The organism is Kitasatospora sp. NPDC033851 (assembly GCF_055576085.1).
On the sequence record NZ_JBVIRL010000023.1, the window covers coordinates 111,030 to 126,836 of the forward strand.

Genomic DNA, 15,807 nt, shown 5'->3' on the forward strand with positions numbered 1-15,807 from the left:
CGCCGGGCGAGCGACCGTCAGCCGCAGGCCACGCCGGTCAGAAATTCACAGCACACGGTGCAGCTGGTTTCCCCGCAGGTGTTGCAGGTGAAGCAGGTCTCGCACGTGGGAGCGCACGTGGGAGCGCAGGTGAACTGGCAGGTGTCGTCACAGGTGCCGTTGCAGGACTGCGGACAGGTCTGGTCGCAGGTCCCGTCGCACGAGACGCAGGTGTCTTCGCACGAAGCGCAGGAGACGAACTCGATTGTCTGCTGGCCACAGGGGGCGCCGCACGTGCAGCCCTCCTGCGGAGCGAAGCGGCCGGCCGCACGACGCGCCAGGGCGGCTGGTGACTCCCGTGGTGTTGGCCCTCGGCCGCGCTGTGGGCCCCTCGGGCCCGCCCGGCTCATCCGGCGGACGTCGAGGTCGAAGTCGTCCGACGGGCGGACCGGGGCGCTGTGGGTGTAGCTGACCTGGGCTCCTTCCCTCAGCGTGACCTCGGTTGCCTCCGTTCCGACGAAAGGAGGCCGGTCCGGCGGAATACCGGTGCTGTCGATGACGTCCTCGGTGGCGAATTCGACGTAGTAGTCGAGGTTCTTCGTCAGGTAGAGCCGCCGGTGTCCTTCGCGGTCGCTGTCGCCGAGGAAGCCTTTGAGGGTGAGTCCTCGGACGGGCGCGTGGGCCGGGTCCGGGCGGAATCTGTCGACCAGCGGATCCTGCGGACCGTGGATGTCCTTGGTCCGGTCCGGGGTCCGGTCCGGCTTGTCGCCTGGGCCGTTGTCGGATCCGCCGCTGTTGGCTGGGGTGGTCATCGTGGACCTCCCTCGATGGAAGAGGGCCCTTCTCATGCTTTCACCCGGGCCACAACCTGACAACTCGACGGGTCTCCATGACACAGGGTGACCTCCGGCCGAGCGGCGGGCGGTTGCGGCGGGGCCTCCGACCGGTTGCGGTGGGCGAACCATGCCCTGGGTTCGAACGCCATCCCTGCGGCAGCGCCCGGCACCCAGGGTCACGACGGAAGCCCGGCCACCGCCGGTCCCGGCCTGATCGGAGTGCGATGAGCGACCGCTCCACCATGGCGCCGCCGGATGGGGTGCGGCCGCAGGGTCGCCCGCGCCGTGCCTGTCCGGGCGCCGGCTAGCTGAGGATGAGCAGGGTTGCCACGGTGTTGCCGTCGGCGTCCAGGCACCCGGTGGTGTTGGAGCCGTCCGGGTCGGCCAGGATGCCCAGCACGGTGCCGGTGCCGTCCTCGTCCGGGATCATCAGCCAGTCGTCGGCGAAGTCGCCTTCGACCGGCTCCACCGGCCAGTCGGCCGGGTCCACCGACGCGTCCTGGAGCTTCTTGCGGAGTCTGTCCAGCCTCCGGCTGTCGCCCTCGGCGGCGCGCGCGTGCAGGGCGGCCCAGGCGCGCTTGAGCATCCCGGTGCCCGGTTCGATCCAGGTCCTGCTGGAGTTCGCGTGTATCACGGCCAGTCCGGACGGGGTCCCCATACTGTCGCCGCAGTCATCCGTCCGGACCGGGACGGTCTCCCCCGGGTGCACCAGGACCGCTACCGGCACCCTGGGGTTGTCCTCGCGGGAGAGCAGGTAGACGGGCGTGCCGCCGGGCCGCATCGGGAAGCCCTCACCCTCCGGGCCCAGCGGGTCGTAGATCGTTCCGTGCCCGCGGTCCCCCTGGATCAGGCCGGCCCGCTCGATCCGCCAGCCCCCAACTGGGGATGCCAGACGTTCTGTTGACTTCAAGCGAGCTTGAGGTTCTAGCGTGTCACTCACTTGATCATCTGACGAAGGGAAACCCGCTCGTGATCCTCGTGACCGGAGCCACCGGAAACATCGGCAGTGCCCTGCTGAAGGAGCTGCACACACGTGGCGTCGGGCCGCTGAGAGGGCTTACCCGGGATGCCGCACAAGCCGTCTTCCCGGACGGTGTCGAGGCCGCGGAGGGCGACTTCGCGGAGCCGGCGTCGTTGAAGCCCGCGCTGGAAGGGGTGCGCTCGCTGTTTCTCGTCTCGCGCCTGGGCCCGGACGCCGACATCCTCGACGCCGCCCGCGCGGCGGGTGTGGAGCACGTCGTCCTGGTGTCCTCCATCACCGTCCAGACCCACCCGCACCTCGGCGCCGCCGCCGAGAACCTGGCGGTCGAGCAACTGCTCAAGGCAAGCGGTATGGCCTGGACGATCCTGCGGCCGACACAGTTCGCCTCCAACGCGTTGATGTGGGCGGCCACCATCCGTGGCCACGAAACCGTCCGTGCGCCGTTCGCGGAGACCGCACTGCCGACCATCCACCCTGCGGACATCGCGGCCGTGGCACGGGTGGCACTGACCGAGTACGGCCATCACGGACGCACATACGCCATGACCGGTCCAGCGCCGGTCAGCGCCCGACAGCAGGTCGAGGCCATCGCCGCAACACTGGGCCGGGAGGTGCCCTTCGCCGAAATCAGCCGTCAGCAGGCCCACTCACAGATGGCCGCGGTCTTCGGGTCCGACAACGCGGACGCGGTGCTCGACGTCACAGGTGGAGACGTCAACGAGGAGCTGCTGATGGTGCGCGACACGGTTTCAGAGGTCACCGGAACCCCGGCCCGCCCGTTTCGGCAGTGGGCTTCGGAGAACGCCGACGCCTTCCGTTGAGGCAGGCGATCGCCCCCGCTCACGCCACCACGGGGCGCTGCGCCGCCGGATGCGACCCGTGGCAGGCCGCTGACGCCGTGCCGCGGTACTCCCTGCTCGACGCCCTGGACGACCCGGACGACCGCGCCGCCTGCGAGCAGCGGCAGGAGAAGAGAAGAAGCCCCGTCAGGCGGTCTCAGTCCCACGGGCTGGTGGGCACCGGGCCCGGTATGACGATCACCGCTATCTCGCCCTCGCGGGCACGGCCCGTCCAGACCTGGCCCCAGCCTTCCGGGACGCCGAAGGTCAGCAGGTCGGCCCGGCGTTCCTCGTCGCGGGCGAGTTCGAAGTAGTCCTCGCAGAGGGATTCGGTGTCCCGCCCGGGTGCCGGGCAGCCGAAGCCGACGTCGGCCACGTCCGTCAGGTAGCGGCGGAAGGGTTCGGTCAGCGGTTGCCAGGCGGTGGCGTCGGCGAAGCAGCCCATGGTCTCCTCCGCCGCGAACCCGGCGCCGGCAGCGCGCAGGGCCGGGTCCTCGCCCACGCCGAGGGCGAGGACCCAGGTGACCACCGGCTCGTCGCGCACGCGCAGGCGCGTCGCGGCGCACTCCCGGTACTCGTTGTAGTAGCCGTCCGAGAGGTGGGGCCAGTCGGCCCAGGAGACGTCCACCGGGTACTCACCGGGCGGGACGCGCAACGCGAGCTCGCGCGGCGGCCCGGCGATCCAGGGCGAGTCGACGACCAACCGGCCGCTCGGCAGCCGGATCGCGGCGACCTCCTGCACCTCGGCGATCTCGATCCAGCTGTACGGGGTGTGCGCATCGCCGCCGATCCGCAGGCCCGGTGTGAACAGTCCGTCGAGGTACTCGCGCGTCTGTGGCCTGACCTCGTCCATCCCCGCCTCTTCCCTCTCACTTCTGTGACACCTGCTGCCCCGGACGATACGCACCTCCACAGACAACTCCGGTGCCGCAGACTGCGCGGAGGTGTCCGGGGCCGGCCGCAAGGCCTCCTTCCCGAGCCGACTGCCCGCACGGCGAACGCCTCGCTGCGCCTGTGCTGGTCGTGCCAGGGGTTCGGTCGGCGGGAAGGAGGGCTCGCTGCTGGAGCTGCGGGAGTTCGGCGGCGCCCATGGTCCGGCCGAGGCGACGGCGAAGGCGATCAGTCCGCCGAGGAGGACGGGGCGGGGCACGAGTCCTCGGCACCGTACCGGAGGACGCAAAGGCGGTATGCCGGGCGGCGGCGCGGGTCCGGGGGGTTCCGCGCCGCCGTCCTGGGGGTACCTCCCGGCCGAAGGCCGGGGGCCGGTCTATGCGGTGGCGATGGCGGTCAGGACCTTGGTCCGGGCGGCTTTCATCGCGGGCAGGATCGCCGCTGCCAGGCCGGCGAGTGCCGATCCGGCGAGGACGGCGAGGATGGTGGTCCACGGGATGCTGAGTGCGGTGATCCCGTACAGGGTGAGGACCTTCTGCCCGGCGATGCCCCACGCGAGCCCGAGTGCGAGGCCGAGCAGCGCGCCGTGGACGGCGATCAGCACCGACTCCAGTCGGATCATCCGGCCGATCTGTCGGCGGGAGGTGCCGACGGCGCGGAGCAGGCCGATCTCGCGGGTGCGCTCGACCACGGACAGGGCGAGGGTGTTGATGACCCCGAGGACCGCGATCAGGATGGCCAGCGCCAGCAGCGCGTAGACCAGGTAGAGGACGGTGTTGACCTGGCCGGTGATCTGGTTCTTGTAGTCGGCCTGGCTCTGCACGGTGACCTGTGGGTAGCCGGCCAGGGCGGTGTCGAGGGCGGTCTGAACCTGCTTCTTGTCGGCGCCGGGTGCGGTGTTGAGGTAAAGGGTGAAGTCCTGGGCCTCGGGGGCGTACGTGCCGAGGGTGTCCAGGGAGACCTCCCAGCTGCCGCCGTCCTTGCCCGCGCCCGCCGGGGGCTTGGCGATCGCGCCGACGGTGAGGGTGCCCACGTTGCCGTTGAGGAAGTGCAGCTCGACCGGGGAGCCGATCCGCAGACCGTCGGCCTTCGCGGTCGTCTCGTCGACCATCACCTTGCCGGCCGCGACGTCGGCGGTGGAACCGGCGACGTACTGCGGCTTGACAGCCCGGTCGACGGTGGCGACATCGACACCCGAGAGCACGAGTTGGAAGCCGCCCAGGTGGGCGACGGCGTAGCGCCGGCGGGTGACGGCCTGGACGCCGGGGATCGCGTGGACCTTGGCGGTGACCTCGTGGCCGATGGGCTGCTGGCCGTTGCCGGTCAGCACGTAGTCGGCGCCGAAGGTGTTGTCCACGTCGCGGTTGATGGACGTGGTCAGCGAGGCGGCCAGGACGGCGATCGCGCCGACCAGCGACAGGCTGATCATCAGCGCGCCGGCGGTGGCGCCCGTGCGGCGCGGGTTGCGCACCGCGTTGAGGCGGCTGATGCGGCCGACCGCGCCGAACAGCTTCGGGAACGGGGCGCCGAGGCCGTGCACGACGAGCCGTGAGAGCGGCGCGCCCAGGACGACCAGGGCGACCAGCGAGGCGACGATGCCGCCGCCGAGCAGGCCGGCGGCTGTGATCAGTGTGGCGTGGTGGGTGGCGGCGCCGTACAGCAGGCCAAGGCCGGCCGGCAACAGCACGGTGCCCAGGGCCGTGCGGCGGCCCAGCGGTGCGACGGGCGGGGTGGCGGCCTCGCGCAGGGCGGCCATCGGGGAGATGCGGGCGGCGCGGCGGGCCGGCAGGTAGGCGGCGACCAGCGTGACGAGCACGCCGACGCCGTAAGCAGCGGCCGGGGTGAGCGGGTTGATGACCAGTGCGGTGCCGGACAGGTCCACGCCGAAGCTGCTGATCAGGCTCTTCAGTAGCGCGGCCAGGCCGATTCCGGCGCCCAGGCCCAGCGTCGAGCCGACGACGCCGAGCAGGAGTGCCTCGGTGAGCACCGAGCGGGTGACCTGGCGGCGCCCGGCCCCGAGCGCGCGGAGCAGTCCGAGTTCGCGGGTGCGCTGGGCGACCAGCATGGAGAAGGTGTTGAGGATCAGGAAGATCCCGACCAGCACCGCGAGGCCGGCGAAGCCGAGCAGCGCGTAGGTGACGACGCTGAGGAAGGAGCTGACCTGCTGGGCGGCGGACTGGGCCTGCTCCTCCTTCGTGGCGATGGAGAAGCTGTCGCCGAGTGCGGCGTGGATGCGCTGCTGGGCGGTGGTGTGGGTGGTGCCGGGGGCGGTGTCGGCGGTGACGGTGGTGAACTGGCCGGGCTTGCCGAGCAGGGCCTGCTGGGCGGTGGCGGTGTCGACGTAGACCATCGTGACGCCGGGGTTGCCGGTGCTGAAGGTGACGATGCCGACGACGGTCGCCGGGGTGGAGCCGGTCGGGGTGAGCACGTGCAGCGCGTCCCCGAGGTGGACACCCTTGTGCTGGGCGCTGGCCTGGTCGATGACCAGCTCGCCGGCCTTGGTGGGGGCGTTGCCCTGGACGAGGCGGACCTGTGGGTTGTCGTACCAGTTCTGGCCGAGGGTGGGTGCGCCGGTGGTGGGGCCGACCGGCTTGTTGTCCTTGCCGACGACGGTGAGGTTCTGCAGGCTGACCTGGCCGTGTGCGGCCTGCACACCCGGGACGGCGGCGACCTTGGCCACGACGGATGCGGGCAGGGTGGGGATCTCGCCGGACAGGGCGCGGTCCTCGATCTCGGGGGTGAACGCCTGCTTGGGCTTGATCGTCACATCGGCGGCGGTGGAGCTGGAGATGCCGGTGAACGCGAGGTTGATGGTGTCGGAGAAGACCAGGGTGCCGGAGACGAACGCGACCCCGAGCAGGACGGCGAGGGTGGACAGGGCCATGCGGCCCTTGTGGGCGAGGAAGTTGCGCAGACTTGCCTTGATCACGGTCCGTCAGCTCCTGCGTCCGGCGCCGTCGAACTGCCGCATCCGGTCGAGTACCGAGTCGGCCGTCGGCTCCGCGAGCTCGTCCACGATCCGGCCGTCGGCGAGGAAGACGACGCGGTCGGCGTGGGCGGCGGCGACCGGGTCGTGGGTGACCATCACGATGGTCTGCCCGAGGTCGTCCACGCTGCGGCGCAGGAAGGCCAGGATCTCGGCGCCGGCGCGGGAGTCGAGGTTGCCGGTCGGCTCGTCCGCGAAGATGATCTCCGGTCGGCTCGCCAGCGCCCGCGCGCAGGCGACGCGCTGCTGCTGACCGCCCGACAGCTCGCTGGGCCGGTGCCCCAGGCGCTCGCGCAGGCCGACGGTGTCGATCACCGTGTCCAGCCACGCCGGGTCGGGCCTGCGGCTCGCGATGTCCATCGGCAGCGTGATGTTCTCCAGTGCGGTGAGTGTCGGGAGCAGGTTGAACGCCTGGAAGATGAAGCCGATCTTGTCCCGGCGAAGCTGGGTCAGGTGCTTGTCCTTGAGCCGGGTGACCTCGGTCTCGCCGATCCAGATCTGCCCAGCGGTCGCGGTGTCCAGGCCGGCCAGGCAGTGCATGAGCGTCGACTTGCCGGAGCCGGACGGGCCCATGATCGCGACGAACTCGCCGCGCTGCACCGAGACCTCGACCGCGTCCAACGCCACCACGCAGGTCTCCCCGCTGCCGTACGCCTTGGTGAGGCTCTCGGCGCGGGCCGCGATGGCCTGGTGCGGGGCGGGGACCGCCGTTGCTGTGCTCACGCTCATCCTCCTGGGTTTCGCTGCGCGGCCTGCGCACTCGTTTGCGGGCATGGCAGACTCGGGGCAGGCAGATAGCTTCTACGAACACGTAGAACTTCTACGAGTTCGTAGAAGATAGCGCAGGAGGTGACCGGGCCCGTGACCATGGACGAACCCACCCCGCCCAAGGGCGGCCGGGCCAGGGGCGAGCTGGAGGCCGACGTCCTCCGCGCGTTGCAGCACGCCGCCCCCGAGGCGCTGAGCCCCGGCGAGGTCAGGGAAGTGCTCGGCGGCGATCTCGCCCACACCACCGTCGTCACCGCCATGTCGCGGCTGCACGCCAAGGGCCTGCTCGAACGCACCCGGCGCGGACGGACCTTCGCCTACGTCCCCGTCGCCGACGACTCCGGACTCGCCGCCCGCCAGATGCGCCAGGTCCTGGAGGGCAGAACGGATCGCGAAGCCGTCCTGACCCGCTTCGTCGACGACCTCTCCGACGACGACGAGGAACTGCTGCGCAAGCTGCTGGACCCGGGACAGTAGGGCCGCCCCGATGTACGTCGCCGTCTACCTGCCGCTGCTCTTCCCGCTGCTGGCCGCCCTGGCGGCCAGGCCGCTGGGCGAACGACTCCCGCCCCGCCTGGCCACCTGGCTGCTGACCGTGGGCGCAGTGGCCCTGGCAGCCGCGAGCAGCCTGGTCCTGGGCATGCTCGCGATCACCGCACTGATCCGCTTCCCCGCTCTCGCCCGGCTGGCGCAGGGTCACTGGTCGGCACAGGCGGCCCAGCACCACGACCCGGCCGCACTGTCGGTCGGCCTGCTCGCCGCTGCCCTGCTGGCCACGGCCACCACCGCGACCGCGGTGCTGCTGTGGCGCCGAGTCCGCACGCTGGCCGCCGCCGCCGCGGAAGCCGCCTGCCTACCCGGACGCGATCAGCTGGTCGTCGTCGACGACCCGGCCGCCGAGGCGTACGCCATCCCCGGGCTGCCCGGCCGCATCGTCGTCTCCACCGGCATGCTGGCGGCCCTCGACCCCGACGAGCACCACGTCCTGCTCGCCCACGAGCGAGCCCACCTGGCCCACCACCACTACCTCTTCGTCGCGGTCGCCCAACTGGCCGCCACCGCCAACCCGCTGCTACGGCCCCTCGCCGACACCGTCACCTACACCATCGAACGCTGGGCCGACGAGAGCGCCGCCACCGCCATCGGCGACCGCCGCCAGGTCGCCCACACCGTGGGCAAAGCCGCCCTGGCCACCCGACGCACCCGCACCCGCCGCTGGATCCCCGCCGCCGCCCTGGGCATCCTGGGCCGCTTCTCCCCAGCCGGACCGGGCCCCGTACCGCGCCGGGTCGCCGCTCTCCTCGCCCCACCGCTGCGCAGCCGCGCACTGCCACTCGCCGGCATCCCCGCACTGCTGCTGGCCAGCGCCGCGTGCGCCGCCGAGGCCGCACACGACCTGGAACTGCTCCTCGAACTGGCCAAACGCGGCGCCTCGCAACACTGAGGGAAGGCAGCGCGGCCAACCGCGCACCCGGCGGCGGTCGTGGCGAAGGCCGTGCGGCGATCGTGGCCGAGCCTCCAACGCGGCGCCTACGGGCTGACGAGCAGGGCGCCGTGCACCGTGCGGCCGTCGGCCAGGATGATCGCCATGAACGATGCCCTCATCCAGTGCTGCCCGCTCCGGTCCCGGTCTCGTTCAAGCTCCTCAGCAACAAGCCCCTGGGAGGAAAGCCGGCCCGGGCCGACTTCCTCCCAGGGGTGGGTTCGCGGAGCTCCTACGCCCTGTTATCGGCCCTTGACCGTCGGGGCGAGCGCCAGCGCCAGGTACGCCAGGGCGCGGGCGACGTTCTCCACGTGGGGCACGTGCGGGCCGACGTTCAGGCCGCCACCGTTCTGGCCTGCGGCCGCGTACCGGGAGAGCGCGCTCCAGCCGTTCTCCAGCTCCTGCTGGCGGGCGGGCATGGTGTACGCCATGTTGTGGTTCGCCATCATCTGGATCACGATGCCCTGTACGTCGCGGAGCCGGGCGGCCTCGGCCGTCACCTGGATCAAGCGCAGGAGGGACCTGGCGGTGGCCTGGAACTGGCTTCCGCCGTTCTGCTCGGTGCCGCGCGCAAGGTAGGCCAGCTGGAAGACGGAGTTCATCAGTGAGCTGTAGCTCATGCCGGTTTCGTCACGGTTCACGCCCGGGCCGCCCTGCGCCTGCGGCCGTGCCATCTGCGGGTAGCTGCCGTCGTAGGACAGGCTGCGGTAGGTGGCCGGCGGGAGCAGTCCGCCGTCGGGGCCGTTGCGCAGGGCGTCCATGGTCCGGCCGAGGTTGAACCCCTCGTCGTTGAACGCGTAGGTGATGTCCCCGTCGCCGGGCCGGGCGTCGACGGGGGTCGTCGTGAAGCCGCGCAGGTACAGGTTGTCCGGAGTGAACCAGAGCCGCAGCGTCATCTGGCGGCCACCGCCGTTGACGGCGTTCAGGTCGGCCCGGATCAGCGACACCGAGTTGGAGCCCTGCGTCATGTAGGTCTCGCCGTTCCAGCGGCTCCCGGAGGCGTTGCGCAGACTCTGCAGGAAGGTGCCCCAGTCCTTGGAGATCTGGCCGGGGTTCTGCCACTCGCCGCTCATGTTCACCCAGCAGTGGGCGACGTGGTAGTCGCCGGTGTTGGCGCGGGCCGCGCCCGCGCCGGAGACCAGGGTCACCACGCCGGCGACGATGGCAATGAGCAGGGCGGTGAGCCTGGTCCGCAGGTTCCGGCCGAACGCCGGGCGCCGCGAATGTGTCAAATGCATGTCATTAGTCCTTGATCAAGGGGGATCCGCGTCGGTGGACGCGGATCCTCGACGGGCGTGCTCCGGTCGGCCGCCGACATCGCGGCCGTCGCACGTCCCGCGCCCTCGGCGTTCCTCAGCCGATCGGCCCTCCCACCCTCCTGCACCGCATCGCCTGCGCACATCAGTCATCTGACTGCACGTGGACGACGCCGCCAAACCAGCACGTCCGCGTCGCCGTAGCCGATGGAGAACTCCGCCACCTCGAAGCCACACGGGGGCCGCACACGGCCTCTGCGGGCACAAGCCGCACCCTGGCCGTCATCACCCGGCCGGAACCGGACGGGGAGATCGCCGACGGCCCGCAGCTCAAGCACGCCTCCCGCCGGGCCCTGGCCGACGCGGTCACCGCCAGCTACGGGCAGGCCGACCAACTGTGGGCCAAGGAGTTCAACACCGAGCCGGAGACCGCCGCCGCCGAACGCCTCGTCGCCATGCTCCCGGGCCCGCCGCAGCGGCCAGACGGTGGCGATCGGCCCGGTGTCCACCGTCTCCACACCGGCCTCGACAACGTCAACACCCGCCTCGACCCAGGCCCTTGAGTAGGACCGCACCCGCGCACCCACCGCTCCCTTGCCGCGCTCCCGGCCCCCGACTGACCGGCGGAACCGGTGTTGCCGCCGGAGTCGGCCGCGCTACCAGTACCCGGCCTCGCGGGCGAGGGCAGCTTCGTTGCGCTCTTCACGAAGGGCCTTCAGGTCGTCCACGTCACGCTTGTTGCGCTTCAGGTCGAGTCCCCCGAGCGGGAAGTTCCAGGAGTGAAGTGCTAGCCGAATGTGACGTTTTGTGGTGCCGCCCCCGCCACAGGCCTGCGTCGTGCGAGCGGCCGACGACGCACCTGTTGGCTTCCTCGATCACACCCCAGTGGGCGGAGGCCTCGATCTCGATCGGCCCCCAGACCTCCCCGACGATGTCCAAGCCGCGCCGTGACGTCGCTCCACTCTGGTCCAGTGCGAGGGCGACCTCGATGGCTTCATGCACCAGCACCGGTCCCAGGTCGTCCCCAGTAGCAGGTGTCGTCCACCACCCGTCCCGGTTCTCGTCTGTCACGTAGTCGACGTACAGGGCGTCCTCGCGCCCGGCTTCAATAGCGTGACGGAAGATCCAGTCCGAGTCGTTGGGGCCGTCCAGGCCGGTTATGGCCGTGCGCAACGGTTGTCCCGGTGGGCCAGGGAGGTGGCTCCGCCGCCCGCCCGCCTCGTCAGCCGGCCAGCAGCCCGGCGGCGATCCGGGCGCGGTGCGGCGCCAGCTCGGCGGCGATCGAGGCGCCCTCGGCGGCGGTGACGGTGACGGCGGGGTCCCCGTCCCCGGCGCGGGCGGCCAGGGCGATCCGCAGGTGGGTCGGCGGGTGGGAGCCGTCCACGGCGGACCGGTCACGAGCACTGAGCCGCAGCAGGCGCTCCCGCTCGACGGCGGGGACGGAGGCGAGGTGCTCGCGCACCCGCTCCCAGAGCAGGTCCGGCGCGGGCGGCGCGGGCGCGTCCTCGGTCCGGCGGCTCCGGGCGCGGCCGATCCGGGGCCGTCCGCGCTCCTCGGCCCGGATCTGGTGGATCGCGGTGTCCACCGAGCCGGGCAGCAGCAGCGCCGCGAGCATGCCCCGGGCCGCCTCGCCACCCGCCACCCGGGCGGCGAGCACGTCCGAGTGGTACTCGGCCTGCTGGCCGGCCCGGGAAGTGAGCCGGTCGAACAGCACCAGCCCCTGGTGCAGCACCCAGGCGACGCCGCGCAGCACCAGCCGGCCGAACACCGCGCCGAGCCGTACCAGCATCGAGACCTCGTCCCGGCCCACGCCCGGCCCGTCGTGGCCCGGTCGGGCCATGTCGTACCATGCCCAGAGCGCCGAGACGGCGCTGTACAGCCAGAACGAGCGCCGGCGGTCGCCGTTGACCCGGTGGCCGAACTCGTGGCCGAGCAGGGCTGTCCGCTCGCGGTCGTCCAGTACCTCCCACAGCGGCAGGCCAAGCCGCAGCACCGACCGGCGGCGCAGCCCGACCAGCCCGTACGAGGCGTTGAACTCGTCGGTGACCTGGATGACGTCCACCGGGCGGGCGCCGACCTCGGCGGCCACCCGGTCGGCCAGCCCGTACAGGGCCGGCGCCCCGGCACGGTCGAGCACGCCCGCGTCCTTCGGCAGCCGGCCGAGCCGCGGCCGCAGGGTCACCGCGATCACCAGCACCACCGCGCCGACACAGCGCTGCACGACGGTCCCGGTGATCAGCAGCCAGAGCGCCAGGGCGAAGGTGCCGAGGGTGACGAGGTGGACCACCCCGGCCGCGGCGGAGGCCAGCAGCCAGTCCCGGCGGGCGGTGGGGGAGTCGCCCCCGGCGGCCTGCTCCTCGTAGAGCCGGTCGGCGCGGGCGACCGCGGCCCGCTCGCGCCGGGTGGGCCCGGGGGCGGCGTCCTCGCCGGGCACGAGGTTCCAGCCGCAGGCCGGGCACCAGAGGAGGAAGCGCGGGTCGTCGGTCAGGGGGGCGACGCAGCGCGGGCACGGCGAACCGTGGACGGGCCTGTCGGCGGACGCCGCGGCGGGCGGCTCGGGGTAGGTGGACACGGTTGATCATGATGGCGGGCCGGGGCGCCGGTGGGCAGGGGGGTTATTCGTATCGTGACCATGCCCGTCGTGACCCCTGCCCGTTGTGACCCCTGCCCGTCGTGACCAAGCCCTGCCCCGTGACGCGCAGTTTGAAGGCCAGCCGCGAGTGGACGCGCACCGTGACCCTGGACGAGAGCCGTAGCAAGACCGTGAACGGCGGGGTGGGGGCGACCCTCGTATGGCTGTCGGCGAAGGCGGCCGTCGAAGCCGAGCTGCAGCGGACCCTGTCCGTTGCCATCGGCAGTACACACCTGTTCGCGGAGGAGTTCAGCATCACGGTCCCCGAACGGACCGCTGTGCGGATCGCGTTGCGCTGGAAGCACGTCGTTCAGTGCGGCAGTGCCCGGCTGATGCTGCCCAATGGAACGATGTACAGCGTGCTGTACCGGGCTGTACTCAAAAGTCCGACCGGCGTTTGCCCCGGTTCGGAATCGAACGGGGGCCGAAGCCGAGAACGTTGGCATCAGGCATCAGGCATCAGGCATCAGGCAGTCGGCAGCTGGGAGCGGTCCGCGTGACCTGTGGCGATGGCGCCCGTTGCCCTTGGCGTGGCAGAACCCGAGACCCCGGCCTTGCTCCCGATACGCCGGACCTCGTTCGGCTGCCCGCACCTCCCCACGGGCCCGGGCGGCAGGCCGATCCCGCCAGCCGCTGACCGCGTCGAGGGTGAGGCCACCGGAGCCGGTGGCGTCGACGGGCCTGGTCCGCGGCCCGGAATCGCGGTTGTCGACCGGATCACTCCGTTGCGGTCAGGCACTCGGCGAGCAGGTCGACGACGTCGTGCCAGGCTCGCTGCGCGTGCCGTGGGTGGTAGCCGACGCCGGGGACCACGGGGTGGTCGACCGGCGGGTGGTGGAAGGCGTGCAAGGCGCCGCCGTAGACCACGAGGCGCCAGTCGACGCCCGCGGCCTGCATCTCGGCGGTGAACGCGCCCCGTTGCGCGGGCGGCATGATCGGGTCTTCCGACCCGACCCCGGCCCACACCGGGCAGCGAATGCGCGCCGCCTCGCCCGGTCGGCCCGTGGTCAGCGCGTTGACTGTTCCGATCGCGCGTAGGTTGACGCCGTCGCGCCCGAGTTCCAGCCCGACGGCGCCCCCGGTGCCGTAGCCGATGGCGGCGATCCGGTCGGGGTCGGTCCGCGGCTCGGCGCGCAACACGTCGAGCGCCGCATGACCGATGCCCCGCATCCGGTCGGGGTTGGCGAGCAGCGGCATGCAACGAGCAAGCATCTCCTCGGGGTCACCCAAATAGCGCCCGCCGTGAAGGTCGAAGGCCAGCGCTACGTATCCCAGCTCGGCGAGAGCATCGGCTCGGCGGCGCTCGACGTCGCTGAGCCCCATGCCCTCCGGCCCGAGCAGCACCGCGGGCCGGCGATCGACTCCGGCCGGGAGTGCGAGGTGCCCGATCATCGTCAGACCATCGGCCGGGTACTCGACCGTGCGCGTGGTAATCGTCGCCATGCGACTGGACTGTAGTGATCGTCGAGTCCGATCGGGCCGCTGTTCTGCCGCCGGCAGAACAGCGGTGGGCGTTCCTCTGAAATGCGGCGATGGCTCACGATCCGCCACAAACCCCGTTCCCGCGGCAGCGGTTTCGGATCACCTGCCCTGGCCACGGTGCTGGAGGTGGACCTGCCGGTTCTTCCGTCGGCTGGCAAAGCGGCTGACCTTCGGCGCCGAGCGCTGGCCGGGCCCGGTCGGCCCCCACGACTCCGAAGGCCGGTGGGACGATGCCCGCAGACTCCTCCCCGACGCAACACTGCCCACAGCCGACCGGGTCGCCGGACTACTCCCGCTCTTCGACGCGCAACGGCTCAGCACGATCAGCACCCTCACCGTCGACCAGCTCAGCGAGGCGAACGGCCAGGTCTGCGTCCAACTGGGGACCGCCCCGACCCGTCCTGCCCGAACCACTCGCCGCACTCGACCTCGACCTGATCGCAACCCGCCGCCCCTACACAGTGATCGGACACGCCGACCAGACGCCCTGGCTCTTCCCAGGGCAACGCCCTGGCCAACACATCAGCGCCGGCCGTCTCGGCCAACGCTGATCAACCTCGGGATCCAACCCGGCCAGGCCCGGTCAACGGTCCTGTTCGCCCTCGCCGGGGGCAGGGTGAGCATCGCGCCCCGGTCGGCTTCCCAGCGTTCGGCGGGCCGGCAGCCGATCGTGCGGTGGTGTCGACGGTTGGCGATCTGCAGCCATGCCGTGAGCTGGGTGTTGAAGTCGCCCGGTCCGGCGAACGTGCGGCCGGGCAGGAAGCTGGTCTCCAGATAGCCGTTCACCCGCTCCACCAGGCCTTTCGCCTCCGGGTCGCGGGGCCGGCAGAGGCGGATCCTGATCGCGAGCAGGCCGGCGAAGGCCGCGAACTCCGAGGTCAGCTTTCCCTGGCCGACGCCGCTCTCGTTGTCCCAGACCAACATCTTCGGGACGGCCTGCCAGCCGGACAGCAGCCGCCAGTGCCCGTCGATCAGGTCGGCGGTGGTCCGGGACGGCAGCATCCGAGCCGTGATCATCCGTGAATAGCCCGCCACCATGACCAGCACCGGAGGGCGTCCCGTCTGCCCGTAACCCAGCGGGATGTCCGTCGGCGGGAACCACAGATCGCACTGGGCGAGCTCGCCTGGCTGGTAGACGGTCCGCGAGACGGGATCCACGGGAAGGTAGGCGGGCCGCAGCTCGCGGACGCGTTCCTTGAGGATGGTCAGCCCGCGTGTCCAGCCGATCCGCTCGGCGATCACCGTGGCCGGCATCGTCGGCGTCTGCTTCAGCAGCTCGCGGATGGCCGGCTCGAAGACGTCGACCGCCGATCCCTTCAGAGGGCGCTGGTAGACCGGCGGCCGGTCCGAGGCCAGGGCCCGTGCCACGGTGCCCCGGGAGATCCCCAGTTGCCGGGCCACGGCCCGTGCCGACAGACCCTCGGCCCGGTGCAGCCGGCGAATCTCGGCCCAGTCCTCCACGCCGATCACCTCTTTCCTCCTGACTCCCGTACCAGTGAAGTCAGGATGATCAAGAGATCACGCAGTGACCCGCTTTTGATCCGCCGTCCGTGGTCCTCGTTTCACCCGTCGCCGACAATGTCAGTCCAGGAGAACTTCGTGACGTAGGCAGGGGTGCCAGGGGCACCGAACACCCATCGGTCATTCCTGAACTTGTTGCGTTTACCGAAGTA

The 15,807-nt window shown here is 71.5% G+C and carries 14 protein-coding genes; 5 read left to right on the top strand and 9 right to left on the bottom strand.

Annotated elements, in window-relative coordinates; genetic code table 11:
* Positions 1–17 precede the first annotated feature (17 nt).
* Positions 18–791, bottom strand: coding sequence for a hypothetical protein (locus ACZ51D_RS33600; RefSeq protein WP_465624702.1), 774 nt, complete (start codon positions 789–791; stop codon positions 18–20).
* A gap of 328 nt (positions 792–1,119) precedes the next feature.
* Positions 1,120–1,725, bottom strand: coding sequence for a hypothetical protein (locus tag ACZ51D_RS33605; protein WP_465624704.1), 606 nt, complete (start codon positions 1,723–1,725; stop codon positions 1,120–1,122).
* A gap of 59 nt (positions 1,726–1,784) precedes the next feature.
* Between ACZ51D_RS33605 and ACZ51D_RS33610 the strand changes: the two genes are divergently transcribed.
* Entirely contained in the window at positions 1,785–2,618 is an 834-nt protein-coding gene (locus tag ACZ51D_RS33610; RefSeq protein WP_465624732.1) for an NAD(P)H-binding protein, read from the top strand.
* A gap of 175 nt (positions 2,619–2,793) precedes the next feature.
* Here the strand turns inward: ACZ51D_RS33610 and ACZ51D_RS33615 are convergent, their stop codons facing one another.
* The 3 genes from ACZ51D_RS33615 to ACZ51D_RS33625 form a co-directional block, all read right to left on the bottom strand.
* The gene (locus ACZ51D_RS33615) at positions 2,794–3,489 is read right to left on the bottom strand and encodes a DUF4241 domain-containing protein (protein WP_465664370.1); all 696 of its coding nucleotides are present in this window, start codon (positions 3,487–3,489) and stop codon (positions 2,794–2,796) included.
* A 414-nt stretch (positions 3,490–3,903) separates the two neighbouring features.
* Entirely contained in the window at positions 3,904–6,456 is a 2,553-nt protein-coding gene (locus ACZ51D_RS33620) for an ABC transporter permease (RefSeq protein WP_465664371.1), read from the bottom strand.
* Positions 6,457–6,462: 6 nt separating this feature from the next.
* Positions 6,463–7,242: an ABC transporter ATP-binding protein gene (locus tag ACZ51D_RS33625; protein ID WP_465664372.1), complete on the bottom strand. Its 780-nt coding sequence runs from the start codon at positions 7,240–7,242 to the stop codon at positions 6,463–6,465.
* Between the two features lie 138 nt (positions 7,243–7,380).
* On the opposite strand from ACZ51D_RS33625, the gene ACZ51D_RS33630 reads away from it, so the two are divergent.
* Together ACZ51D_RS33630 and ACZ51D_RS33635 are read left to right on the top strand one after the other, a co-directional pair.
* A complete protein-coding gene (locus ACZ51D_RS33630) occupies positions 7,381–7,758 on the top strand; it encodes a BlaI/MecI/CopY family transcriptional regulator (RefSeq protein WP_465624734.1) in 378 nt (125 codons plus the stop codon).
* 10 nt (positions 7,759–7,768) lie between these two features.
* Positions 7,769–8,725: a M56 family metallopeptidase gene (locus ACZ51D_RS33635; RefSeq protein ID WP_465664373.1), complete on the top strand. Its 957-nt coding sequence runs from the start codon at positions 7,769–7,771 to the stop codon at positions 8,723–8,725.
* Between the two features lie 281 nt (positions 8,726–9,006).
* On the opposite strand, the gene ACZ51D_RS33640 is transcribed toward ACZ51D_RS33635, so the two are convergent.
* Entirely contained in the window at positions 9,007–10,002 is a 996-nt protein-coding gene (locus ACZ51D_RS33640; RefSeq protein ID WP_465664374.1) for a ribosome-inactivating family protein, read from the bottom strand.
* 11 nt (positions 10,003–10,013) lie between these two features.
* Between ACZ51D_RS33640 and ACZ51D_RS33645 the strand changes: the two genes are divergently transcribed.
* The gene (locus tag ACZ51D_RS33645; protein ID WP_465664375.1) at positions 10,014–10,583 is read left to right on the top strand and encodes a hypothetical protein; all 570 of its coding nucleotides are present in this window, start codon (positions 10,014–10,016) and stop codon (positions 10,581–10,583) included.
* A 659-nt stretch (positions 10,584–11,242) separates the two neighbouring features.
* Here the strand turns inward: ACZ51D_RS33645 and ACZ51D_RS33650 are convergent.
* Positions 11,243–12,592 (bottom strand): M48 family metalloprotease, encoded by a 1,350-nt coding sequence (locus ACZ51D_RS33650; protein WP_465664376.1) that lies wholly within the window; start codon positions 12,590–12,592, stop codon positions 11,243–11,245.
* 161 nt (positions 12,593–12,753) lie between these two features.
* Here ACZ51D_RS33650 and ACZ51D_RS33655 point away from each other — a divergent pair, with 161 nt between their 5' ends.
* Positions 12,754–13,152, top strand: coding sequence for a hypothetical protein (locus ACZ51D_RS33655; RefSeq protein WP_465624722.1), 399 nt, complete (start codon positions 12,754–12,756; stop codon positions 13,150–13,152).
* Positions 13,153–13,369: 217 nt separating this feature from the next.
* Here ACZ51D_RS33655 and ACZ51D_RS33660 read toward each other — a convergent pair whose 3' ends face one another.
* Positions 13,370–14,095 (bottom strand): dienelactone hydrolase family protein, encoded by a 726-nt coding sequence (locus tag ACZ51D_RS33660; protein ID WP_465624724.1) that lies wholly within the window; start codon positions 14,093–14,095, stop codon positions 13,370–13,372.
* Between the two features lie 561 nt (positions 14,096–14,656).
* Entirely contained in the window at positions 14,657–15,604 is a 948-nt protein-coding gene (gene istA / locus ACZ51D_RS33665; protein WP_465664377.1) for an IS21 family transposase, read from the bottom strand.
* Positions 15,605–15,807: the final 203 nt, after the last annotated feature.